Below are 23,680 nucleotides of genomic sequence, written 5' to 3'. Positions count from 1 at the left end.
ATACTGGAAAAGGTATTAGGCATGCAGAAAGAAAAACTTTCCGCTTTAATGGATGGTGAAACGCTGGATAGTGAGCTGCTCAACGAGCTGTCTCATTCTCCCGAAATGCAAGAGACCTGGGAGAGTTACCATCTCATCCGTGACACCCTTCGCGGTGACACCGGCGAGGTTCTCCATTTCGATATCTCAGCTCGCGTGATGGCGGCCATTGAAAATGAGCCTGTCCGTCAGACCACTCCGCTGATTCCTGAAGCTCAACCTGCGCCTCACCAGTGGCAGAAAATGCCGTTCTGGCACAAGGTGCGTCCGTGGGCCAGCCAGCTCACCCAAATGGGTGTGGCTGCATGCGTATCGCTTGCAGTTATCGTTGGCGTCCAGCACTATAATACTCAGTCTGAAACTAATCAGCAGCCAGAAGCGCCAGTGTTCAACACACTGCCGATGATGGGCAAAGCCAGCCCGGTAAGTTTGGGTGTTCCGGCTGATGCATCCGCCAGCGGCGGCCAGCAACAGCAGGTTCAGGAGCAACGCCGTCGCATTAATGCGATGTTGCAGGATTACGAGTTGCAGCGTCGTCTGCACTCTGAACAGCTTCAGTTTGAGCAGGCACAAACCCAGCAAGCGGCTGTGCAGGTGCCCGGAAACCAAACTTTAGGAACGCAATCGCAGTAATGAAGCAACTTTGGTTCGCCATGTCTCTGATGGCGGGTAGCCTGTTCTTCTCTGCCAACGCCTCGGCTGATGTTTCATCCGGGGCGTTGTTGCAGCAAATGAATCTGGCCAGCCAGTCACTCAATTACGAGTTGGCATTTATCAGTATCAATAAGCAGGGCGTCGAGTCGTTACGATACCGCCATGCCCGTCTTGATAACCAGCCGCTCGCCCAGCTTTTACAGATGGATGGCCCGCGTCGGGAAGTTGTCCAGCGTGGTAACGAAATCAGTTATTTCGAACCCGGTCTGGAGCCTTTCACGCTGAATGGCGATTATATCGTCGATTCTCTGCCATCGCTTATCTACACCGACTTCAAACGTCTTGCGCCTTACTATGATTTCATTTCGGTAGGGCGTACGCGCATTGCGGACAGACTGTGTGAGGTGATCCGCGTTGTTGCCCGTGACGGAACGCGCTACAGCTATATCGTCTGGATTGACGCCGAAACCAAGCTGCCAATGCGTGTAGACCTGCTTGACCGTGATGGTGAAACGCTGGAACAGTTCCGCGTTATCTCCTTTAGCGTGAACAATCAGGTGGGTAATAGCATGCAGAATCTGGCGAAAACCAGCCTGCCGCCGCTGCTTTCGGTACCGGCGGGTGATTCCGTCAACTTCAACTGGGTTCCTTCCTGGATCCCGCAAGGGTTTAGCGAAGTCTCCAGCAGCCGTCGACAACTGCCAACCATTGAAACACCGGTTGAATCGCGTCTTTATTCCGATGGTTTGTTCAGTTTCTCGGTGAACATTAACCGCGCATCGGCAAACAGTTCTGAACAAATGCTTCGTACCGGACGCAGGACGGTCAGCACCACGGTTCGCGATAACGCAGAGATCACCATTGTGGGTGAATTACCGCCACAAACGGCGAAGCGTATTTCCGACAGCATTAAATTCAGGGCAGCACAATGATTAAAGAGTGGGCTACGGTCGTATCGTGGCAGAATGGCATTGCGCTGGTGAGCTGTGATGTTAAGGCCTCATGCAATAGCTGTGCTTCCAGAGCCGGTTGCGGTAGCCGCGTGCTGAACAAGCTCGGGCCGCAAACCTCGCATACCATTTCCGTGCCAAGCGATCGGCCGCTGATGGTGGGGCAAAAGGTGGAGCTGGGAATTGCAGAAGGTAGCCTGCTCACGTCCGCCATGCTGGTTTATCTCTCTCCACTGGTGGGGCTGTTTGTTATGGGCGGCGTATTCCAGATGCTGTTTGGTACCGATGTGGCCGCCATGTGTGGTGCGGCATTGGGCGGCGTAGGGGGATTCTGGCTGGCCAAAGCTCTCTCCCCGAAGCTTGCCGCACGCGAAGAGTGGCAGCCTGTTATTCTCAGCGTTGGGCTGGCACCCGACCAGCTTCGTGTTGAGACGCTCTCTTCTGAGGCCCGGTGATCCATCGGGCTTTGTCCTTTTTTACGTCCTAAAACAGAAAACGTCATTTCTTCACGCTATACCTGGCGCTAAGTACATTTCCAGGTAACGGGGATGTAGTGTAGAATGCGGCGTTTTCGCACTGAAAAACGTCAGGCTAAGAACAGCGGCCTCCAGGAATTCGTAAGGCATAATTATTTAACTATATGAAGAACATACGTAACTTTTCGATCATTGCTCACATTGACCACGGTAAGTCGACGCTGTCTGACCGTATTATCCAGATTTGCGGTGGCCTGTCTGATCGTGAAATGGAAGCCCAGGTTCTGGACTCCATGGACCTGGAACGCGAACGCGGTATCACCATCAAAGCGCAGAGCGTTACGCTTGATTACAAAGCGGCTGATGGCGAAATCTACCAGCTGAACTTTATCGACACCCCAGGCCACGTTGACTTCTCCTATGAAGTTTCACGCTCGCTGGCGGCCTGTGAAGGCGCGCTGCTGGTTGTGGATGCCGGGCAGGGCGTTGAAGCCCAGACCCTGGCAAACTGCTACACCGCGATGGAAATGGATCTCGAGGTTGTGCCGGTTCTGAACAAAATTGACCTGCCAGCTGCCGACCCTGAGCGCGTAGCGGAAGAGATTGAAGATATTGTCGGCATCGACGCGACCGATGCGGTGCGCTGCTCCGCTAAAACGGGCGTGGGCGTGACCGACGTGCTGGAACGCCTGGTGCGTGATATCCCGGCACCAGAAGGTGACCCGGATGCCCCGCTGCAGGCGCTGATCATCGACTCCTGGTTTGATAACTACCTGGGCGTTGTCTCGCTGGTGCGTATTAAAAACGGCACCATGCGTAAAGGCGACAAAATCAAGGTAATGAGTACTGGCCAGGTTTACAACGCTGACCGTCTGGGTATCTTCACGCCAAAACAGGTTGACCGTACCGAGCTGAAATGTGGCGAAGTAGGCTGGCTGGTCTGCGCCATTAAAGACATCCTCGGCGCGCCAGTGGGCGATACCCTGACCGGTGCACGTAACCCGGCAGACAAAGCGCTGCCAGGCTTTAAAAAGGTTAAACCGCAGGTTTACGCGGGTCTGTTCCCGGTCAGCTCTGACGACTATGAAAACTTCCGTGATGCGCTCGGCAAGCTGAGCCTCAACGATGCTTCCCTGTTCTATGAACCAGAAAGCTCCACGGCGCTGGGCTTCGGCTTCCGCTGCGGCTTCCTTGGTCTGCTGCACATGGAGATCATCCAGGAGCGTCTGGAGCGTGAATACGATCTGGATCTGATCACCACGGCACCGACCGTTGTGTACGAAGTGCAGACCACCAACAAAGAGATCGTCTACGTCGATAGCCCGTCCAAGCTGCCGCCGCTGAACAATATCGAAGAACTGCGCGAGCCCATTGCAGAGTGTCATATGCTGCTGCCGCAGGAGTTCCTGGGTAACGTTATTACGCTGTGTATTGAGAAGCGTGGCGTACAGACCAACATGGTTTACCACGGTAATCAGGTTGCGCTGACGTACGAAATCCCTATGGCGGAAGTGGTCCTCGACTTCTTCGATCGTCTGAAGTCTACCTCTCGTGGCTATGCGTCACTGGATTACAACTTCAAACGCTTCCAGGCGTCTAATATGGTGCGTGTGGACGTGCTGATCAACGGCGAGCGTGTGGATGCGCTGGCACTCATCACTCACAACGACAATGCGCCATACCGTGGCCGTGAGCTGGTTGAGAAGATGAAAGAGCTGATCCCGCGTCAGCAGTTTGATATCGCGATTCAGGCCGCCATCGGTAACCACATTATTGCCCGTTCTACTGTGAAACAGCTGCGTAAAAACGTTCTGGCTAAATGCTACGGCGGTGACGTCAGCCGTAAGAAAAAGCTGCTGCAGAAACAGAAAGAAGGTAAGAAGCGTATGAAGCAGGTCGGTAACGTCGAACTGCCGCAGGAAGCATTCCTTGCCATCCTTCATGTTGGCAAAGACGGCAAATAACCCTAAGGAGTTGGCATGGCGAACATGTTTGCCCTGATTCTGGTCATTGCTACCCTGGTGACAGGTTTGTTGTGGTGTCTGGATAAGTTTATTTTCGCCCCAAAACGCCATGAACGTCAGGCTGCCGCACAGGCAGCCACTGGCGATGGGCTGGACGCGAAAACCCTGAAGAAAGTCGGCCCAAAACCGGGCTGGCTGGAAACCGGGGCATCGGTATTTCCGGTGCTGGCGATTGTGCTGGTTGTCCGCTCGTTTATTTACGAGCCGTTCCAGATCCCGTCTGGTTCAATGATGCCAACACTGCTGATTGGCGATTTTATTCTGGTTGAGAAGTTTGCCTACGGGATTAAAGATCCGATCTACCAGAAAACGCTGATCGAAACCGGTCATCCAAAACGTGGCGACATCGTGGTGTTTAAATACCCGGAAGATCCGCGTCTGGATTACATCAAGCGTGCAGTGGGTCTGCCGGGTGACAAAGTCACCTACGATCCGGTGGCGAAAGAAGTTACCGTTCAGCCTGGCTGCAGCTCCGGTACCGCGTGTGAAAACGCGCTGCCAATCACTTACTCAAACGTTGAGCCAAGTGATTTTGTGCAGACCTTTGCTCGCCGTAACGGCGGTGAAGCGACCAGCGGTTTCTTCCAGGTGCCCAAAGGCGAGACCAAAGAGGACGGTATTCGCCTGGTAGAACGTAAAGAGACGCTGGGTGATGTGACCCACCGTATCCTCACCGTGCCAATCGCGCAGGATCAAGTGGGGATGTACTACCGGCAGCCAGGCCAACAGCTGGCCAGCTGGATCGTACCACCGGGACACTACTTCATGATGGGTGATAACCGCGATAATTCCGCGGACAGCCGTTACTGGGGCTTTGTGCCGGAAGCGAATCTGGTAGGTAAAGCGACCGCTATCTGGATGAGTTTTGAGAAGCAGGAAGGCGAATGGCCGACCGGCGTTCGCCTGAATCGTATCGGCGGGATCCATTAATTCTCATTAAATGAACGCGTAGCCGCGTTAATTAGCGGCTACGTGAATTATTTCAGCGATAAATCTCTTTGGACTAACGACATCCCCTGTCGTTGTGTATAGAATATTCCCCCGAAGTTTAAGGTTGGCCCTGCAAGGGTGCCACGGCACACGAAACCGCGTTGGTCTTCTCAGGTCGGTTTCGTGTGCTGCATTTTTGACGCATTCATTTACTGGTATCGCATGAACCCCATCGTAATTAATCGGCTTCAACGGAAGCTGGGCTACACTTTTCATCATCAGGAGTTGTTGCAACAGGCATTAACCCACCGCAGTGCCAGCAGCAAGCATAATGAGCGCCTCGAGTTCCTGGGTGACTCTATTTTAAGTTTCGTGATCGCGAATGCGCTTTATCATCGTTTCCCACGTGTGGACGAAGGTGATATGAGCCGCATGCGCGCGACGCTGGTTCGGGGTAATACCCTGGCGGAAATCGCTCGTGAATTTGAACTGGGCGAATGTCTGCGACTTGGGCCGGGTGAACTGAAAAGCGGCGGCTTCCGTCGTGAATCTATTCTTGCCGACACGGTCGAAGCATTAATTGGTGGTGTGTTCCTGGACAGCGATATTCAGACCGTAGAAAAGCTGATCCTTAACTGGTATCAAACCCGTCTGGACGAAATCAGTCCGGGCGATAAACAAAAAGATCCGAAAACGCGTCTGCAGGAATATTTGCAGGGTCGCCACCTCCCGCTGCCATCCTATCTGGTGGTACAGGTGCGGGGCGAAGCGCACGATCAGGAATTTACCATCCATTGCCAGGTCAGTGGCCTGAGTGAACCGGTGGTCGGCACAGGTTCTAGCCGTCGTAAGGCTGAACAGGCTGCCGCCGAACAGGCGTTAAAAATGCTGGAGCTGGAATGAGCGAAGAAAAAACGTATTGCGGGTTTATTGCCATCGTCGGACGTCCGAACGTTGGCAAATCTACCCTGTTGAATAATCTGCTTGGGCAGAAAATTTCCATTACTTCCCGTAAGGCGCAGACCACGCGTCACCGCATCGTCGGTATCCACACGGAAGGCGCCTATCAGGCGATCTACGTTGATACCCCGGGCCTGCACATGGAAGAGAAGCGCGCCATCAACCGCCTGATGAACAAGGCGGCGAGCAGCTCTATTGGCGACGTAGAGCTGGTGATTTTCGTGGTGGAAGGCACCCGCTGGACGCCTGACGACGAAATGGTGCTCAACAAACTGCGCGACGGTAAAACGCCGGTGATCCTTGCGGTCAACAAAGTGGACAACGTGCAGGAAAAAGCCGATCTGCTGCCGCACCTGCAGTGGCTGGGAAGCCAGATGAACTTCCTTGATATCGTCCCGCTGTCTGCCGAGACCGGTCTGAACGTCGATACCATCGCAGGCATCGTGCGCAAACATCTGCCGGAAGCGATTCATCACTTCCCGGAAGATTACATCACCGATCGTTCTCAGCGCTTTATGGCCTCTGAGATCATCCGTGAAAAACTGATGCGTTTCCTTGGCGCGGAACTGCCGTACTCCGTAACGGTTGAGATTGAACGTTTTCAGACCAACGAACGCGGCGGCTATGACATCAACGGCCTGATCCTCGTTGAGCGTGAAGGGCAGAAGAAGATGGTGATCGGCAACAAAGGTGCCAAGATCAAAACCATCGGCATTGAAGCGCGCAGAGACATGCAGGACATGTTTGAAGCCCCGGTTCACCTTGAACTGTGGGTGAAGGTGAAATCAGGCTGGGCCGATGATGAGCGTGCATTGCGCAGCCTCGGTTACGGCGACGACGTCTAAGACTGAACATCGTGGATGGATGGCAGCGTGCCTTTGTCCTCCATAGCCGTCCGTGGAGCGAGACCAGCCTTATGCTGGACGTTTTCACGGAAGAGTCGGGCCGTGTGCGCCTTGTTGCTAAAGGCGCACGTTCCAAACGCTCCGGCCTGAAGGGCGCCTTACAGCCTTTCACTCCGCTGCTGGTACGCTTCGGCGGGCGTGGGGAAGTCAAAACCCTGCGCAGTGCCGAAGCCGTCTCTCTGGCGCTCCCCCTTTCGGGTATCACGCTGTACAGCGGTCTCTATGTCAACGAACTCATCTCACGTGTTCTGGAGCATGAGACTCGCTTCTCTGAACTTTTCTTTGATTACCTGCACTGTATCCAGGCGCTGGCCGGCGCTACCGGTACGCCCGAACCTGCCCTGCGTCGTTTTGAACTGGCGCTGCTTGGACACCTGGGCTACGGGGTCGATTTTTTGCATTGTGCAGGGAGCGGAGACGAGGTAGAGGATGCGATGACCTATCGCTACCGTGAAGAAAAAGGCTTTATCGCCAGCGTCGTGATAGATAACAGCACCTTTACCGGGCGACAGCTTAGAGCGCTGTATGCGCGTGAGTTTCCCGATCAGGATACCCTTCGCGCAGCAAAACGCTTTACCCGGATTGCGCTCAAGCCGTATCTTGGCGGCAAGCCCTTAAAGAGCCGCGAATTGTTCAGGCAGTTTATGCCGAAACGTTAACGTATCAGACCCTCGCTCCAGCCCTCTCACTGAGGGAGAGGGAGGCAGGGACACGAACTAAAATACCGAGGATTGTCATGGCTGAATTACTGTTAGGCGTCAACATTGATCACATCGCCACGCTGCGTAATGCACGCGGCACGGCTTATCCCGATCCGGTTCAGGCGGCGTTCATCGCTGAGCAGGCTGGCGCCGATGGCATTACCGTTCACCTGCGTGAAGACCGCCGTCATATTACCGACCGCGATGTGCGCATTCTGCGTCAGACGCTGGACACCCGCATGAACCTGGAGATGGCGGTCACGGAAGAGATGCTGACGATTGCCTGCGAGACGAAGCCGCATTTCTGCTGCCTGGTACCGGAAAAACGTCAGGAAGTGACCACCGAAGGGGGCCTGGACGTGGCGGGTCAACGCGACAAAATGCGTGATGCCTGCAAGCGTCTGGCTGAGGCAGGTATCCTGGTCTCTCTGTTCATCGACGCCGATGTAGCACAGATCAAAGCGGCTGCCGAAGTGGGTGCGCCCTATATTGAAATTCATACCGGCTGTTACGCTGATGCGAAAGACGAAACTACGCAGGCCAAAGAGCTGGAGCGTATCGCCAATGCGGCCACCTATGCCGCGAGCCTGGGGCTGAAAGTTAACGCCGGGCATGGCCTGACCTACCATAACGTCAAGGCCATTGCAGCCCTGCCAGAAATGCATGAGCTGAATATCGGCCACGCTATTATTGGCCGTGCGGTAATGAGTGGCCTGAAAGAGGCGGTCTCAGAAATGAAACGCCTGATGCTGGAAGCGCGTCAGTAATGGCTATTCTGGGCTTAGGCACCGATATCGTTGAAATAGCCCGCATTGAAGCGGTGATCGCCCGTAGCGGCGATCGCCTGGCACGACGCGTGTTGAGCGATAACGAATGGGCCATCTGGGAGACGCATCAGCAGCCGGTACGTTTTCTGGCCAAGCGCTTTGCCGTCAAAGAGGCGGCAGCCAAAGCCTTCGGCACCGGTATTCGTAACGGTCTGGCGTTTAATCAGTTTGAAGTGTTTAACGATGAGCTGGGTAAACCGCGCCTGCGTTTATGGGGTGAGGCGCAAACGCTGGCAGAGAAACTCGGCGTAAATCACATGCATGTGACGCTCGCCGATGAACGCCACTACGCCTGCGCGACGGTGATTATCGAAAGTTAAAGTTTGTCCGCGTGATGCAGCAGGACAAACTTATCCCAAAGCTGCTCTTCGCTCTCGACGTGTGCCGGATCCTTCAGGATGGTATTGGGGATTGGGCACACTTTCTGACAGGTCGGCGTTTCGTAGTGGCCGATGCATTCGGTGCAGCGGTCGCTGTTAATCTCATAAATGCTCTCGCCCATCGAAATCGCCTGGTTCGGGCATTCCGGTTCGCACATATCGCAATTGATGCATTTTTTGGTGATTAACAGCGCCATCAGGAAATTCTCAGAAACAACACAAACAGGGCGGGCATTATACGCTCATTACCTGTTCAAACCAGTTTTTTTACCAGCTCTTCACTGTGCCGGATACGCTCTGGCGCGTGCTCCAGATCCTGTTGCACCAGGGCCATAAACAGCAGGTCGGTCAACATCATTTGCGCACTTGTCGAGGAGATCGCCGCGCTGCGCGTAGCCTGCTCTTCCGCGATAGTATATAAACAGCGCGTAGCCCGCTGCTGCAGCGCGTTGGGAGTAAACCCGGTGATGGCCAGAACCTTACCGCCTACGCGTAAGGCTTCATCGGTAGCCATATTGATCTCGCGGCGTTCGCCGGAATAGGAGATCGCCAGCAGCAGATCGTTAGCATCCATCGCCTGCACGGTCGCCAGCAGGGCGTGCATATCCTGCTCGACAATGGCGTTGTAACCTATTTTTGTCAGCTTCCAGCCAAAGTTACGTGCCACCAGTCCGGACGCGCCTATCCCGGTCAAAATAATACGTCGCGCTGCACGCAGCATCGCCACGCTTTCCAGTAATTTTTCTTCGGTATTCACATCAAGGGTGGCATGCATGGCCGCGACATTCTCTTTGATGAGCTTCTCTCCCACCAGACGCATCGGGTCATCGCCACGAATCTGATTATGCACCGGCATCGACTGCGGATTGGGGTTACTCACCAGCGCTTCGCTAATTGCCAGCTTGAGAGCCGGGAAGCCTTTAAAGCCAATCTTCTGGGCAAATTTCACCACGCTCGACTGACTCACTCCGGCCTCACTCGCCAGCTGCTGCGAGCTGAGATGGCGGGCATGGTCGGGCTGAGAGAGCAGAAAATCCGCCAGCTTTTTGTCGCTTTGAGCAAAGCCTGCATAACGCTGACGAATGCGAATTAAACAGTTCATAGGTTCTCCTGGCGAAATTGTGATTGTCTGCGCAAATACGAATTTTGCTCGCCTGAATGAATTTTATATTCCATTATAGTGAGATTATTATGAATTAAAAATTCTTGAGGTACAAAAGATGAATCTTGGCTCACTTGTTTCTGAAACGCGTAACCCACAAACCATGGATCTGGATGCGCTCAGCACCCTGGAGCTGGTTAACCGTTTTAATCAACAGGATACGCTGGTCGCGCAGGCAGTGAAAGAGACATTACCGGAGGTGGCGAAAGCCGTCGATGCGGCGGCGGAAGCACTGAAGGCCGGTGGTCGCATTATCTACATGGGCGCCGGAACCAGCGGGCGTCTTGGTGTGCTGGATGCCTCTGAATGCCCGCCAACGTTTGGTGTGCCGCACGGTCTGGTGGTCGGGTTGATTGCTGGCGGCCCTGGCGCGCTGCTGAAAGCCGTGGAAGGAGCGGAAGACAACAAACAGCTCGGCGAGGATGACCTGAAGGGGATAAATCTGACCGCTCAGGATCTGGTTGTTGGGCTGGCGGCTTCCGGGCGTACACCGTACGTTATCGGCGGTCTGGAGTATGCCAACAAGACGGGCTGCACCACGGTGGCGATTTCCTGTAATCCTGGCTCGCCGATTGCGCAGGTCGCTGCTATCGCTATCTCTCCGGTTGTCGGCCCGGAAGCGTTAACCGGCTCTACGCGCCTGAAATCCGGCACCGCGCAAAAGCTGGTGCTCAACATGATCTCCACTGGCGCGATGGTGAAGTTTGGCAAGGTTTATCAGAACCTGATGGTGGATATGCAAGCGACCAACGTCAAGCTGGTGGACAGAGCCTGCCGTATGGTTATGGAGGCGACGGGAGCAAGCCGCGAAGAGGCGGAAGCGGTACTGAAACAAACCGATCACGATGTTAAACCGGCCATTCTGATGATCCTGAGCGGACTGGACGCTGCGGCCGCCAGAGCAAGGCTCAATGCCCATAACGGGTTCTTACGGGCGGCATTAGAAAACTAACAGAGGCGTGTATGGACAAAACAGCAGCGCTCGCCAGCGATATCCTGCAGGGGATCGGTGGGGAAAAAAATATTCAGCGTCTGGAAAATTGCATGACGCGCGTGCGCGTCGAGGTGCATAACGACGAGCAGCTTGATGTGCCGCGTCTGAAGCAGCTTTCCGGCGTGAGTGGTTACGTTAAACAGGGGCAACAGCACCAGCTGATTGTCGGGCCGGGAAAGGCGGCGCAGGTTGTGGATGCCATGCGTGCGCTGATGGTCGGCGGCGAAAGCGTGGCGATCAATGACGTCGAACGTACGAAGGCGCAGGCAAAGGCCCGATACAAAGCCCCCATGAGCGATGCGCTGCGACAACTGGCCAACGTCTTTATTCCGCTGATCCCGGCGTTTATTGCCTCTGGCTTAATCACCGGGATCATCAATATTCTTAAGCGTCCGGATATCGTAGGGGACTTCGCGACCCAGTATCCTAATTTATTAGGCATTCTCGGTATTTTCGGCAGCGCCGTGTTTGCCATCATGAACATTCTGGTGGGGGTCAACACCGCGAAGGTCTTTGGCGGCTCGCTGGCCATGGGCGGGGTGATGGCAGGTATTCTGTCCAGCCCACAACTGGCGCAGATAACCCTGTTTGGTGAGGCGCTCCAGCCTGGCCGCGGCGGGGTGATTGCCGTGCTGCTGGTGGTCATTCTGATGTGCTGGATCGAGAAGAAACTGCGCACCCTCCTGCCTGGATCAATTGAGCTGATCCTCAATCCACTGTTAACGACGTTAATCACCGGCAGCGTGGCTATTGTGGCGTTGCAACCGCTGGGGGGCTGGATCTCTGAGGCCATCGCCCATGGCGCATCGCTGGCTATCGATCGCGGCGGTCTGTTAGTGGGTGCCGTGCTGTCAGGCACCTTCTTGCCGCTGGTACTGACCGGTCTGCATCAGGGGCTGGTGCCGATCCACGTCGAGCTGGTACAGGCGCACGGTTACAACGCGCTGCTGCCCATCCTGTCGATGGCTGGCGTGGGGCAGGTCGGGGCGGCGATTGCCGTACTGATGAAAACCCGCAACGCGCGGCTGAAAAAAGTGATCAAAGGTGCGCTGCCGGTCGGATTACTCGGAATTGGCGAGCCGCTGATTTTCGGCGTCACGCTGCCGCTGGGGAAACCGTTCCTCGGTGCCTGCCTGGGAGGGGCGGTAGGCGGAGCGCTGATCAGCTACTGGAAAGTGGCAACGGTGATCACCTTCGGGATCTCCGGGCTGCCGCTGGCGCTCACCATCGTGACCGGAAAAGTTATGCTCTATCTGTTAGGCTATCTGGTAGCGGTGATCGCCGGGTTCCTGTTTACCTGGCTGTTAGGATTCAACGATCCAGAGGAGTAAGGTTTGGCAAATCACGAGCGTCGCGTTGTTTTTTTCGACCTGGACGGTACGCTGCATCAGCAGGATATGTTTGGTACGTTTATGCGCTACCTGCTGCGGCGTCAGCCTTTGAATGCGCTGCTCGTATTACCTCTCTTACCCGTAATTGGCATTGCGCTGCTGCTAAAAGGTCGGGCAGCGCGCTGGCCAATGAGCCTGTTGCTCTGGGGCTGTACCTTTGGACGCAGCGAAGCGCGGCTTAAACAGCTTCAGCAGGACTTTGTGCACTGGTTTCGCGGGCATGTGACCGCGTTTCCGGTTGTTCAGGCAAGGCTCACCAGCTATCTCGACGCGAACGATGCCGACATCTGGTTGATTACCGGATCCCCGCAAGCGCTGGTGGAACAGGTCTATTATGATACCCCGTGGCTGCCGCGGGTGAATCTTATCGCCACGCAAATTACCCGCGGGTACGGCGGATGGGTACTGACCATGCGCTGCCTGGGGCATGAAAAGGTGGTGCAACTGGAGAAGCGAATCGGTACGCCACTGCGTCTTTACAGCGGCTACAGCGACAGCAAGCAGGACAACCCGCTGCTCTATTTTTGCCAGCATCGCTGGCGCGTCACGCCCGCAGGCGAACTTCAGCAACTCGAATAGTCTTATCTATAGCGGGTGTGTATAATGCCGCCCGCTTTTAGACTGGAGTATCAACCGTTGTGCAACCCTGAACGCGATCATGAATACTGGATGCGCCATGCGCTTACGCTTGCCCAGCGCGCCTGGGACGAGGGGGAAGTGCCCGTGGGTGCTGTGCTTGTCCACAATAACCAGGTGATAGGGGAAGGGTGGAACCGCCCGATTGGCCGTCACGATCCGACTGCGCACGCTGAAATCATGGCCCTTCGTCAGGGCGGAATGGTGCTGCAAAACTATCGTCTGCTTGATACCACACTGTATGTCACGCTTGAGCCGTGCGTTATGTGTTCCGGCGCGATGGTGCATAGCCGTATCGGCACGCTGGTCTTTGGCGCGCGGGATGAAAAAACCGGAGCGGCCGGTTCGCTGATGGACGTACTGGGACACCCGGGAATGAACCACCAGGTGCAGACTATCGGTGGGGTACTTGCACCAGAGTGTGCGGGGCTATTAAGTGATTTCTTTCGAATGCGCCGTCAGCAGAAAAAGCAACAAAAGGCAGAATTGAAGTTGTCGGGCGAGTAAGTTCGTCCGGTGCCACCACCGGATAACTCTGGGCCAGCTGATTTGCTTCTGCCGCCTCTTTTTCCTTCTCCAGCAGATAACCCACCAGGCTAATCTGATATTTACGGATATTTTCCACGTAGGCGTAGGCTTCATGCCCGCGCGCGTAACCGTAGGTCAGCTTGTTGTACCACGGCTTCTGGCTCAGCAACGGCAGGCGCTGTTTTACGTCTGACCAGCTGTCCGGGTTACCTTTCGTTTTCGCCGTCAGCGCGCGCGCGTCAAGCATGTGCGCGTAACCCATGTTGTAGGCTGCCAGCGCAAACCAGATCCGTTCCTCTTCAGGCACCGTCTCCGGCACTTTGCCCATCATGTCCTGCAGATACCGTGCGCCGCCGCTGATGCTCTGTTCTGCATCGGTGCGGTCGGTCAGCCCAAGGCTCTGAGCGGTATTTTTAGTGAGCATCATTAAGCCGCGAACGCCAGTGGGCGAGGTGGCCTGAGTATCCCAGTGGGATTCCTGATAAGAGATCGCTGCCAGTAATCGCCAGTCGATCTCCTGGGCATACTTCTCAAATAACGGCTGCAGGTCTGGCAGCACGCTATCGACCGCGCGCAAGAAGCTTCGGGTGTCGACGTAATCAAAATCGTCACCGTGGCCGAGGTATTTCTCTTCCAGACGCGCCAGCGTACCGTCTTCATTGATGGTGTTGAAGAAATCGAGCATCGCCGCAGAGAGGGTCTGATCGTCATCAAGCTGGCTAAACCAGGTCACCGGCTGTTCGTCTGTCACGTCCAGCGCCACCGCGATTTCGGGGTGCACGCGCTGGAAAAGGCTGATCGCGACCGAATCAGCGATGGTGTAGGGCAGTTTTTTATCTTTTACCTGGTCCAGCAGCTCTGTCGTGCCGAGCTTAGGATCAACCGTCCAGCTCAGGTCCGGGAATTTCTTCTCCTTGAGCTCACGCAGATCGTCAATCACGACGTGACCCGGGGCGATGGTCAACTGTTGTGCATTAATCGCCGCCAGCGTTCGCGGGCGCAGGCTCCCGACCCGGTAGACCAGCTGTTGCGAAACGGAGTAGTAGGTTGGGCCTGGCTGATAATTCTTGCTGCGCTCGCTGTTGTACACCAGCCCGGCCGCAAGGATATCGGCATCGTTGTTATCCAGGTCATCAAACAGCTGGCTGATATTCTGACGGACGGTAATTTTGAGCTTCACGCCAAGATAGTCGGCAAACTGCTGCGCCAGTTCATAATCCAGGCCAATCGTTTTGCCGTTAATGTCGCTGTAAATCAGCGGCGAGTTGAGGGTACTGACGCGCAATTCCCCCCGCTCCTGTATGGCGGCGATACGGTTTTCGGCTTTACCGAACCAGGGGATGGAAGGCCAGAGGGCCACTGCCAGCAGCAACGTTACAATGCCGATGAGCAGATAATTAATCTTTAATTTTTTCAATTAGTTAATTCTCTGCGACGCCGGATGCCTCAGTATGCTGTAGCCATGTTAAGAATAAGGTTTGCCATTGAATGAGCGGCATTTTGCGTAAAGTTACGCCACTTGGCAACAAATTAGAGAGAGAGGTCACATCTATTGTTAAACGTAAACGTTGATTTTATTTCGACGCAAACGGTTTCGTCGACGCTCAGGATTCTCTATAATGACGCCCGTTTTCCCCCCTTGCGCACACTGTAAGCGCCCCGGCGCTTCGAAGACGAGAGACTTATGATGGAAATTCTGCGTGGTTCGCCTGCACTGTCTGCCTTCCGTATCAATAAACTGCTGGCACGTTTTCAGGCAGCCGACCTTCCGGTAAGCAATATTTACGCTGAGTATGTCCATTTTGCTGACCTGAATGCACCCCTGAATGCAGAGGAGCGAGTACAGCTGGAACGCCTGCTCAAATATGGTCCAAGCCTGAGCAGCCATACGCCAACCGGCAAACTGATCCTTGCGACGCCTCGTCCAGGCACCATCTCCCCCTGGTCTTCCAAAGCCACCGACATCGCCCACAACTGTGGTCTGAACCAGATTAACCGTCTGGAGCGCGGCGTGGCGTACTACGTTGAAGCGTCTACCCTGACCGATGCGCAGTGGCAAACCGTTGCCGCTGAGCTGCACGACCGCATGATGGAGAGTGTCTTTGCCTCTCTGGACGATGCGCAGAAACTCTTCTCCCACCATCAGCCTGCGCCGGTACAGAGCGTCGATTTGCTGGGGCAGGGCCGTCAGGCGCTGATTGACGCCAACCTGCGTCTCGGTCTGGCACTGGCAGAAGACGAAATTGACTACCTGCAGGATGCGTTTGTTAAGCTGAACCGCAACCCGAACGACATCGAACTTTACATGTTCGCTCAGGCAAACTCTGAGCACTGCCGTCACAAGATTTTCAACGCCGACTGGATTATCGACGGTGAAGAGCAGCCGAAGTCGCTGTTCAAAATGATCAAAAACACCATGGAAAAAACGCCTGACCACGTGCTGTCTGCCTACAAAGACAACGCCGCGGTGATGGAAGGTTCTGACGTGGGCCGCTTCTTCGCCGATCGCGAAGCAGGGCGCTATGATTTCCATCAGGAGCCGGCGCATATCCTGATGAAAGTCGAAACGCATAACCACCCGACGGCGATCTCGCCGTGGCCGGGTGCGGCGACCGGGTCTGGCGGGGAAATCCGCGACGAAGGCGCAACCGGACGGGGTGCTAAACCAAAAGCCGGTCTGGTCGGTTTCTCCGTCTCCAACCTGCGCATCCCGGGCTTTGAACAGCCGTGGGAAGAAGATTTCGGCAAGCCGGAACGTATTGTGACCGCGCTGGATATCATGACCGAAGGCCCACTGGGCGGGGCGGCGTTCAACAATGAATTTGGACGTCCTGCGCTGAACGGTTACTTCCGTACCTACGAAGAGAAAGTAGAGAGCCACAACGGCGAAGAGCTGCGCGGCTATCACAAACCGATCATGCTGGCTGGGGGGATCGGTAACATTCGCGCCGATCACGTGCAAAAAGGCGAGATCGTAGTTGGTGCGAAGCTGATCGTTCTGGGTGGCCCGGCAATGAACATCGGCCTGGGCGGCGGGGCTGCCTCCTCTATGACCTCCGGTCAGTCTGATGCGGATCTCGATTTTGCATCCGTACAGCGTGATAACCCGGAGATGGAACGCCGTTGCCAGGAGGTCATTGACCGCTGCTGGCAGCTGGGTGATGCCAACCCCATCCTCTTTATTCACGACGTAGGCGCGGGCGGTCTGTCCAACGCCATGCCGGAGCTGGTCAGTGACGGTGGTCGTGGCGGTCGTTTCAACCTGCGCGACATCCTGAGTGATGAGCCAGGCATGAGCCCGCTGGAAATCTGGTGTAACGAATCCCAGGAACGTTATGTTCTGGCCGTCGCTGCCGATCAGCTGCCGCTGTTTGACGAGCTGTGCCGCCGCGAGCGTGCCCCGTATGCCGTCATCGGTGAAGCGACCGAAGCGCTGCACCTGTCCCTGAGCGACACCCATTTCGACAACCAGCCGATCGATCTGCCGCTGGACGTGCTGCTCGGTAAAACGCCGAAGATGACCCGCGACGTTGAGACCCGTAAAGCAGCTGGCAAAGCGCTGGATCGTCAGGGCATTACCGTGGCTGAGGCGGTCAATCGCGTTCTGCACCTGCCGGCCGTGGCGGAGAAAACCTTCCTGGTCACCATCGGCGACCGTACCGTGACCGGTATGGTGTCGCGCGATCAGATGGTTGGCCCGTGGCAGATCCCGGTGGCTAACTGTGCCGTCACCACCGCGAGTCTCGACAGCTTCTACGGTGAAGCGATGGCGCTGGGCGAACGTACCCCGGTCGCTCTGCTGGACTTCGCCGCGTCTGCTCGTCTGGCCGTTGGTGAAGCACTGACCAACATTGCCGCAACGCAGATTGGCGACATTAAACGTATCAAACTTTCCGCGAACTGGATGGCCGCAGCGGGCCACCCGGGCGAAGATGCGGGCCTGTATGAAGCCGTGAAGGCGGTGGGTGAAGAGCTCTGCCCGGCACTTGGCCTGACCATTCCGGTGGGTAAAGACTCCATGTCGATGAAGACCCGCTGGCAGGAGGGTAACGAGCAGCGCGAGATGACCTCTCCGCTGTCGCTGATCATCTCCGCGTTTGCCCGCGTAGAAGACGTGCGCCATACCGTGACGCCACAGCTGGTGACTGAAGATAACGCCCTGCTGCTGATTGACCTGGGTAAAGGCCATAACGCGCTGGGAGCGACCGCGCTGGCGCAGGTTTATCGTCAGCTGGGTGATAAGCCGGCAGATGTGCGTGATGTGGCGCAGTTAAAAGGTTTCTACGACGCCATCCAGGCCCTGGTGGCACAGCGTAAACTGCTGGCCTACCACGACCGTTCCGACGGTGGCCTGCTGGTTACTCTGGCTGAGATGGCCTTCACCGGCCACTGCGGCGTCGAAGCGAACATCGCGACGCTGGGTGAGGATCGTCTGGCGGCGCTGTTTAACGAAGAACTGGGCGCGGTGATTCAGGTGCGTGCCGCAGATCGTGACGCGGTTGAAAGCGTACTGGCTCAACACGGCCTGGCAGATTGCGTGCATTATCTGGGTAAAGCCGTGCAGGGCGACCGCTTTGTCATTGAAGCGGATGGCCACGCGGTGTTCAGCGAGAGCCGTTCTACCCTGCGTATGTGGTGGGCTGAAACCACCTGGCAGATGCAGCGCCTGCGTGACAACCCGGAGTGTGCCGATCAGGAACACAACGCGAAGGCTAACGACAACGATCCTGGCCTGAACGTGAAGCTCTCCTTCGACATCAACGAAGATATCGCCGCGCCGTACATTGCGACCGGCGCGCGTCCGAAAGTGGCCGTACTGCGTGAGCAGGGCGTCAACTCCCACGTTGAGATGGCTGCTGCCTTCTACCGTGCGGGCTTTGATGCCATCGACGTTCACATGAGCGACCTGCTGGCCGGGCGTACCGGTCTGGAAGATTTCCAGGCGCTGGTCGCCTGCGGTGGTTTCTCTTACGGTGACGTGCTGGGTGCAGGTGAGGGTTGGGCGAAGTCCATCCTCTTCAACAGCCGTGTCCGCGACGAGTTTGAAACCTTCTTCCACCGTCCGCAAACGCTGGCGCTGGGCGTATGTAATGGCTGTCAGATGATGTCCAACCTGCGCGAGCTGATCCCCGGTAGCGAAGCCTGGCCGCGCTTTGTGCGTAACCAGTCCGACCGCTTTGAAGCGCGTTTCAGCCTCGTGGAAGTGACCCAAAGCCCGTCTCTGCTGCTGCAGGGCATGGTAGGGTCGCAGATGCCAATCGCCGTTTCCCATGGCGAAGGCCAGGTTGAAGTGCGCGATGCAGCTCATCTGGCTCAGCTTGAAAGCAAAGGTCTGGTGGCGCTGCGCTTTGTCGATAACTTCGGCAAGGTGACAGAATCCTACCCGGCTAACCCGAACGGTTCGGTGAACGGTATCACTGCGGTGACCAGCGAAAGCGGTCGTGCGACCATTATGATGCCGCACCCGGAACGAGTGTTCCGTACCGTGAGCAACTCCTGGCACCCGGAAAACTGGGGCGAGGACAGCCCGTGGATGCGTATCTTCCGTAATGCGCGTAAACAGCTAGGTTAAGCGTACCGCTACTCCCACAGCAGGCCCGGTAAGCGAAAACGCCACCGGGCTTTTTTGTGCCTGTCGCAAAACCGCGACAATCCGCTATTCGTGGTGTCTCCAAAAGGAGACATTTAACTCATTGAATTCTATAGGGTGTGGTGGGTTGTCGTTAAGGTGTTGCTTTTTAGCGACACTTAGCCTGGAAATCATTCAGCGGGCAATTAACGGCCTAATTGCATAAAATACATAAATATCAACAAGATAATTTATTGTTTTGCATTATGGCACGAGTGTTGCATAATATTAATCAGTGGCTCATTCACCTTCTTATGTCAGCCCCTTCGGGACGTGCTACATAAACTTCGAATGACGCACAAAAAGGTGCCTGCCGTCCAACTACTGATCATAGCGTTGCTTTATCAGGCCAGGGCGAAACGTCGAGTTAGGCACCGCCTCATTCCATGACAAAGCCGGGTTTTTACCCGGCTTTGTTGTATCTGAAGGGCAGACTCAGTTACGCTCTCCTTAAACCCCGATAAAGAGAGTAATGCGTTGAAACGCTGGCCCGTTTTTCCTCGTTCCCTGCGACAGCTTGTCATGATGGCCTTTCTGCTGATCCTGCTGCCTTTGCTGATCCTGGCATGGCAGGCGTGGCAGAGTCTCAACGCGTTGAGTGCGCAGGCGGCACTGACTAACCGCACGACGCTGATCGACGCCCGACGCAGTGAAGCGATGACTAACGCCGCGCTGGAGATGGAACGCAGCTATCGCCAGTACTGCGTGCTTGACGATCCTACTCTGGAAAAGGTCTATCAGAATCAACGTAAACGCTACAGTGAAATGCTGGACGCCCATGCAGGGGTGCTGCCGGACGATAAGCTTTATCAGGCGTTACGTCAGGATTTGAACGATCTGGCGCAACTGCAGTGTAAGAACAGTGGCCCGGATGCTGCAGCGGCTGCCCGTCTGGAAGCCTTTGCGAATGCCAATACCGAGATGGTGCAGTCTACCCGCACGGTTATCTTCTCGCGCGGGCAACAGCTGCAGCAGGAGATTGCGGAACGTGGCCAGTTCTTTGGCTGGCAGGCGCTGGTGCTGTTCCTCGTCAGCCTCGGTCTGGTTCTGCTCTTTACCCGCATGATCATCGGCCCGGTGAAGGGTATCCAGCGCATGATTAACCGCCTGGGCGAGGGGAAGTCTCTCGGGGATACGGTCGCCTTTAAAGGTCCGCGCGAGTTGCGCTCCGTTGGCCAGCGCATTATCTGGCTTTCTGAACGTCTGGCATGGCTGGAATCCCAGCGCCATCAGTTCTTGCGCCATATTTCCCATGAGCTTAAAACGCCGCTTGCCAGCATGCGCGAAGGAACGGAACTGCTGGCAGATGAAGTGGCGGGGCCGCTTACGCCCGAACAGAAAGAGATTGTCGACATCCTGGATGCCAGCAGCCGCAATCTGCAAAAGCTGATTGAGCAACTGCTCGACTACAACCGCAAACTGGCGGATGGCGCGGTGGTGCTGGAAAACGTCGATATTGCGCCGCTGGTGGATATGGTGATCTCCGCCCATAGCTTGCCAGCAAGAGCTAAAATGATGCATACCGGGGTGGAGCTCAGTGAGCCAACCTGCCTCGCGGAACCGATGCTGTTGATGAGCGTTCTGGATAATCTTTACTCCAATGCGGTGCACTATGGTACTGAATCCGGTAACATTTATATCCGAAGTTATACGAATGGTTCACGGGTGTTTATTGACGTCGCTAACACCGGCATTCCAATCCCTGATGACGAAAAAACCATGATCTTTGAACCCTTTTTCCAGGGAAGTCATCAGCGGAAAGGGGCGGTAAAAGGAAGTGGGCTGGGCCTGAGTATTGCCCGGGACTGCATACGACGCATGCAGGGTGAGCTGAAAATTGCCACGGACGAACGGTCAGATGTTTGCTTCCGTATTGAACTGCCCCTGAGCCGGAAAAATCAATGAAATGAATCTATGCCTGGTGAGTATGTCACACGTCTTTTCCCGCGCCGTGCGCGCGGTGTTTTCCAGCAATATGTTTCGCCTGAGCCTGCCCTGTTTATTTCTGGCGGGCTGTGTTTCCCATGTGCCGCAAAGTGCGATTAGCGATAAACAAAAAGATAAATGGCCAGATAATCAGCTGGCAGATTTTCTGTCGACCCGCTGTGACGACATCTGGAACCTGTCGGGGCATGACGTCGAGAGCAATCCGCTGTTCTGGCTACGTGGAATAGATTGCGCCCAGCGTCTGGCGCCGGTTGAGGCGCGCTCGCAAGCGGCGATGCTCAGTGACGATACCTGGCAGGACGCGTTCAAGCGTGGAATTTTACTCGCGGATGCGAAAATCACCCCCGTTGAGCGTCGCACCAACGTCACGCGGCTGGACACGTTTGTCGGAAATCTTCCGGCGCAGGTGCGCCCGGTGTATCAGCTCTGGCGTGATGGTCAGGCGTTACAACTGCAGTTGTCTGAAGAGCGTTTTCGCTACAGCAAATTACAGCAATCCACCGACAGCGAGCTTGATACGCTGCGCCAGCAGGAGCAGCACTTGCGTGCTCAACTGGATACCACGACGCGCAAGCTTGAAAACCTGACCGACATCGAAAGGCAGCTCTCGACGCGTAAACCGGCAGGAAATTATCTGCCTGACGCGCCAAAAGGGTCAGCCGCGACGCCAGACGGTGATGCGCAGAAACAAGAGGATGTGAAGCCATGACAAGCCGAAAACCTGCCCATCTCTTACTGGTGGATGACGATCCGGGGCTGTTAAAGCTGCTGGGGATGCGTCTGGTCAGTGAAGGCTACAGTGTGGTGACGGCGGAAAGCGGGCAGGAGGGGCTGAAAGTCCTGAGCCGCGAGAAGGTTGATCTGGTGATTAGCGACCTGCGAATGGATGAAATGGATGGCCTGCAGCTGTTCGCGGAGATCCAGAAGCAGCAGCCTGGCATGCCGGTGATCATCCTGACGGCGCACGGATCGATTCCGGATGCCGTTGCCGCGACGCAGCAGGGGGTATTCAGCTTCCTCACCAAGCCGGTAGATAAAGATGCCCTCTATAAGGCTATCGACAGCGCGCTTGAGCACGCGGCTCCGTCGAATGATGAAGCGTGGCGGGAGTCTATCGTCACCCGCAGCCCGATTATGCTGCGTCTGCTCGAACAGGCCCGGATGGTGGCGCAGTCAGACGTTAGCGTGCTGATTAATGGCCAGAGCGGTACCGGGAAAGAGATCCTTGCCCAGGCTATCCATAACGCCAGCCCGCGCAGCAAAAACGCCTTTATCGCGATTAACTGTGGTGCGCTTCCTGAACAACTGCTTGAGTCTGAACTGTTTGGTCATGCCCGCGGGGCGTTCACCGGGGCGGTGAGCAGCCGGGAAGGGCTTTTCCAGGCGGCAGAAGGCGGCACACTTTTTCTGGACGAGATTGGCGATATGCCGGCACCGTTGCAGGTCAAATTGCTGCGTGTTTTGCAGGAGCGAAAAGTGCGCCCCCTCGGCAGTAACCGCGATATCGATATTAACGTGCGTATCATTTCGGCCACGCACCGCGATTTACCAAAAGTCATGGCGCGCAACGAGTTTCGTGAAGATCTCTACTACCGTCTGAACGTGGTGAACCTGAAAATTCCGGCATTGGCCGAGCGGGCGGAAGATATTCCGCTGCTGGCAAACCATCTTTTGCGCCAGGCGGCCGATCGGCATAAGCCTTTTGTCCGGGCGTTTTCCACCGATGCGATGAAACGGCTGATGGCTGCAAGCTGGCCGGGCAACGTGCGCCAGTTGGTGAACGTTATTGAACAGTGCGTGGCGCTGACCTCGTCACCCGTCATTAGCGACGCGCTGGTGGAGCAGGCGCTGGAAGGGGAAAACACCGCGCTGCCGACGTTTGCAGAAGCGCGTAATCAGTTCGAACTGAACTATCTGCGCAAGCTCCTGCAGATAACCAAAGGCAATGTAACCCATGCGGCGCGTATGGCCGGGCGCAACCGTACCGAGTTCTACAAGCTGCTCTCCCGCCATGAGCTGGAAGCAAACGATTTTAAAGAGTAGTACCGCAAAATCTGAATGAGTATGATACTGTGAGCAACCGATTACGAAGCAGCTTACAGGCAAGAGTTTAAGGACCCACCATGAAAAAGATTGATGCGATTATTAAACCTTTCAAACTGGATGATGTGCGTGAAGCGCTGGCGGAAGTGGGCATCACCGGGATGACAGTGACGGAAGTGAAAGGTTTTGGTCGCCAGAAGGGCCACACCGAACTTTACCGTGGCGCAGAGTACATGGTGGACTTTCTGCCAAAAGTGAAAATTGAAATCGTGGTGAGCGACGATATCGTGGATACCTGTGTGGATACCATTATCCGTACGGCGCAGACCGGCAAAATTGGTGACGGTAAAATCTTCGTCTTTGATGTGGCACGCGTGATCCGTATCCGTACCGGTGAAGAAGACGACGCCGCGATTTAATCGTCAGTACCTGATTCCTGATTCAGCCGGGTGGCGCTATGCTTACCCGGTCTGCAAAACTCACCGGCCGGGAAAGTGTAGCGCC

General features: G+C 55.7%; 22 protein-coding genes. 19 read left to right on the top strand and 3 right to left on the bottom strand.

Going from position 1 to position 23,680, the window contains the following annotated elements; genetic code table 11:
• The first annotated feature begins 21 nt into the window (after positions 1 to 21).
• From rseA to acpS, 10 genes are all read left to right on the top strand, one after another.
• Entirely contained in the window at positions 22 to 672 is a 651-nt protein-coding gene (rseA, locus tag JTA15_RS12035; protein WP_025203448.1) for an anti-sigma-E factor RseA, read from the top strand.
• Entirely contained in the window at positions 672 to 1,625 is a 954-nt protein-coding gene (gene rseB / locus JTA15_RS12030) for a sigma-E factor regulatory protein RseB (protein ID WP_219372336.1), read from the top strand. The genes rseA and rseB overlap by 1 nt, the downstream gene beginning before the upstream one ends.
• On the top strand, positions 1,622 to 2,098 hold the full coding sequence (gene rseC / locus JTA15_RS12025) for a SoxR-reducing system protein RseC (RefSeq protein ID WP_014171217.1): 477 nt from the start codon (positions 1,622 to 1,624) through the stop codon (positions 2,096 to 2,098). Before rseB ends, rseC begins: the two co-directional genes overlap by 4 nt.
• A 185-nt stretch (positions 2,099 to 2,283) precedes the next feature.
• Positions 2,284 to 4,083, top strand: a complete 1,800-nt coding sequence (gene lepA / locus JTA15_RS12020; protein ID WP_014171216.1) for a translation elongation factor 4 — start codon at positions 2,284 to 2,286, stop codon at positions 4,081 to 4,083.
• A 15-nt stretch (positions 4,084 to 4,098) separates the two neighbouring features.
• Entirely contained in the window at positions 4,099 to 5,073 is a 975-nt protein-coding gene (lepB, locus tag JTA15_RS12015; protein ID WP_014171215.1) for a signal peptidase I, read from the top strand.
• 222 nt (positions 5,074 to 5,295) lie between these two features.
• Positions 5,296 to 5,976: a ribonuclease III gene (gene rnc / locus JTA15_RS12010; RefSeq protein ID WP_003860711.1), complete on the top strand. Its 681-nt coding sequence runs from the start codon at positions 5,296 to 5,298 to the stop codon at positions 5,974 to 5,976.
• A complete protein-coding gene (gene era, locus JTA15_RS12005; protein ID WP_014171212.1) occupies positions 5,973 to 6,878 on the top strand; it encodes a GTPase Era in 906 nt (301 codons plus the stop codon). The genes rnc and era overlap by 4 nt, the downstream gene beginning before the upstream one ends.
• A gap of 11 nt (positions 6,879 to 6,889) precedes the next feature.
• Positions 6,890 to 7,597, top strand: a complete 708-nt coding sequence (gene recO, locus JTA15_RS12000; protein WP_014171211.1) for a DNA repair protein RecO — start codon at positions 6,890 to 6,892, stop codon at positions 7,595 to 7,597.
• 77 nt (positions 7,598 to 7,674) lie between these two features.
• Positions 7,675 to 8,406: a pyridoxine 5'-phosphate synthase gene (gene pdxJ, locus JTA15_RS11995; protein WP_014171210.1), complete on the top strand. Its 732-nt coding sequence runs from the start codon at positions 7,675 to 7,677 to the stop codon at positions 8,404 to 8,406.
• Positions 8,406 to 8,786: a holo-ACP synthase gene (acpS, locus tag JTA15_RS11990; protein ID WP_014171209.1), complete on the top strand. Its 381-nt coding sequence runs from the start codon at positions 8,406 to 8,408 to the stop codon at positions 8,784 to 8,786. Before pdxJ ends, acpS begins: the two co-directional genes overlap by 1 nt.
• Here acpS and JTA15_RS11985 read toward each other — a convergent pair.
• Together JTA15_RS11985 and JTA15_RS11980 are read right to left on the bottom strand one after the other, a co-directional pair.
• Positions 8,783 to 9,043, bottom strand: coding sequence for a YfhL family 4Fe-4S dicluster ferredoxin (locus JTA15_RS11985; protein WP_020883006.1), 261 nt, complete (start codon positions 9,041 to 9,043; stop codon positions 8,783 to 8,785). The genes acpS and JTA15_RS11985 overlap by 4 nt on opposite strands.
• A 56-nt stretch (positions 9,044 to 9,099) precedes the next feature.
• The gene (locus JTA15_RS11980) at positions 9,100 to 9,948 is read right to left on the bottom strand and encodes a MurR/RpiR family transcriptional regulator (protein ID WP_219372335.1); all 849 of its coding nucleotides are present in this window, start codon (positions 9,946 to 9,948) and stop codon (positions 9,100 to 9,102) included.
• Between the two features lie 118 nt (positions 9,949 to 10,066).
• On the opposite strand from JTA15_RS11980, the gene murQ reads away from it, so the two are divergent.
• Genes murQ through tadA form a run of 4 tightly spaced genes read left to right on the top strand, consistent with a single transcriptional unit; the run spans position 10,067 to position 13,536 of the window.
• Positions 10,067 to 10,960 (top strand): N-acetylmuramic acid 6-phosphate etherase, encoded by an 894-nt coding sequence (gene murQ, locus JTA15_RS11975; protein WP_047356626.1) that lies wholly within the window; start codon positions 10,067 to 10,069, stop codon positions 10,958 to 10,960.
• 11 nt (positions 10,961 to 10,971) lie between these two features.
• Positions 10,972 to 12,333 carry a PTS transporter subunit EIIC gene (locus tag JTA15_RS11970; RefSeq protein WP_047356625.1) on the top strand — a complete coding sequence of 454 codons (1,362 nt, stop codon included), beginning with the start codon at positions 10,972 to 10,974 and terminating at the stop codon, positions 12,331 to 12,333.
• A 3-nt stretch (positions 12,334 to 12,336) separates the two neighbouring features.
• A complete protein-coding gene (gene yfhb, locus JTA15_RS11965; RefSeq protein WP_020883009.1) occupies positions 12,337 to 12,972 on the top strand; it encodes a phosphatidylglycerophosphatase C in 636 nt (211 codons plus the stop codon).
• A 24-nt stretch (positions 12,973 to 12,996) separates the two neighbouring features.
• Positions 12,997 to 13,536, top strand: a complete 540-nt coding sequence (tadA, locus tag JTA15_RS11960; RefSeq protein ID WP_020883010.1) for a tRNA adenosine(34) deaminase TadA — start codon at positions 12,997 to 12,999, stop codon at positions 13,534 to 13,536.
• Here the strand turns inward: tadA and mltF are convergent.
• Positions 13,424 to 14,974, bottom strand: coding sequence for a membrane-bound lytic murein transglycosylase MltF (gene mltF, locus JTA15_RS11955; protein ID WP_014171200.1), 1,551 nt, complete (start codon positions 14,972 to 14,974; stop codon positions 13,424 to 13,426). The genes tadA and mltF overlap by 113 nt on opposite strands.
• Before the next feature lie 267 nt (positions 14,975 to 15,241).
• On the opposite strand from mltF, the gene purL reads away from it, so the two are divergent.
• The 5 genes from purL (at position 15,242) to glnB (ending at position 23,595) form a co-directional block, all read left to right on the top strand.
• Positions 15,242 to 19,129 (top strand): phosphoribosylformylglycinamidine synthase, encoded by a 3,888-nt coding sequence (purL, locus tag JTA15_RS11950; RefSeq protein ID WP_219372334.1) that lies wholly within the window; start codon positions 15,242 to 15,244, stop codon positions 19,127 to 19,129.
• Positions 19,130 to 19,663: 534 nt separating this feature from the next.
• Positions 19,664 to 21,091, top strand: a complete 1,428-nt coding sequence (gene qseE / locus JTA15_RS11945; RefSeq protein ID WP_047955966.1) for a two component system sensor histidine kinase QseE/GlrK — start codon at positions 19,664 to 19,666, stop codon at positions 21,089 to 21,091.
• Between the two features lies 1 nt (position 21,092).
• Positions 21,093 to 21,842 (top strand): two-component system QseEF-associated lipoprotein QseG, encoded by a 750-nt coding sequence (gene qseG / locus JTA15_RS11940; RefSeq protein WP_219372333.1) that lies wholly within the window; start codon positions 21,093 to 21,095, stop codon positions 21,840 to 21,842.
• Positions 21,839 to 23,176 carry a two-component system response regulator GlrR gene (glrR, locus tag JTA15_RS11935; RefSeq protein WP_014171196.1) on the top strand — a complete coding sequence of 446 codons (1,338 nt, stop codon included), beginning with the start codon at positions 21,839 to 21,841 and terminating at the stop codon, positions 23,174 to 23,176. Before qseG ends, glrR begins: the two co-directional genes overlap by 4 nt.
• Before the next feature lie 80 nt (positions 23,177 to 23,256).
• Entirely contained in the window at positions 23,257 to 23,595 is a 339-nt protein-coding gene (gene glnB / locus JTA15_RS11930) for a nitrogen regulatory protein P-II (protein ID WP_003860685.1), read from the top strand.
• Positions 23,596 to 23,680 lie beyond the last annotated feature (85 nt).

The sequence above is a fragment of the Enterobacter sp. BIDMC 29 genome, assembly GCF_019378755.1.
In the GTDB taxonomy this organism is placed as follows: Bacteria; Pseudomonadota; Gammaproteobacteria; order Enterobacterales; family Enterobacteriaceae; genus Enterobacter; species Enterobacter ludwigii.
This window is presented reverse-complemented; position numbering and strand designations above follow the sequence as displayed.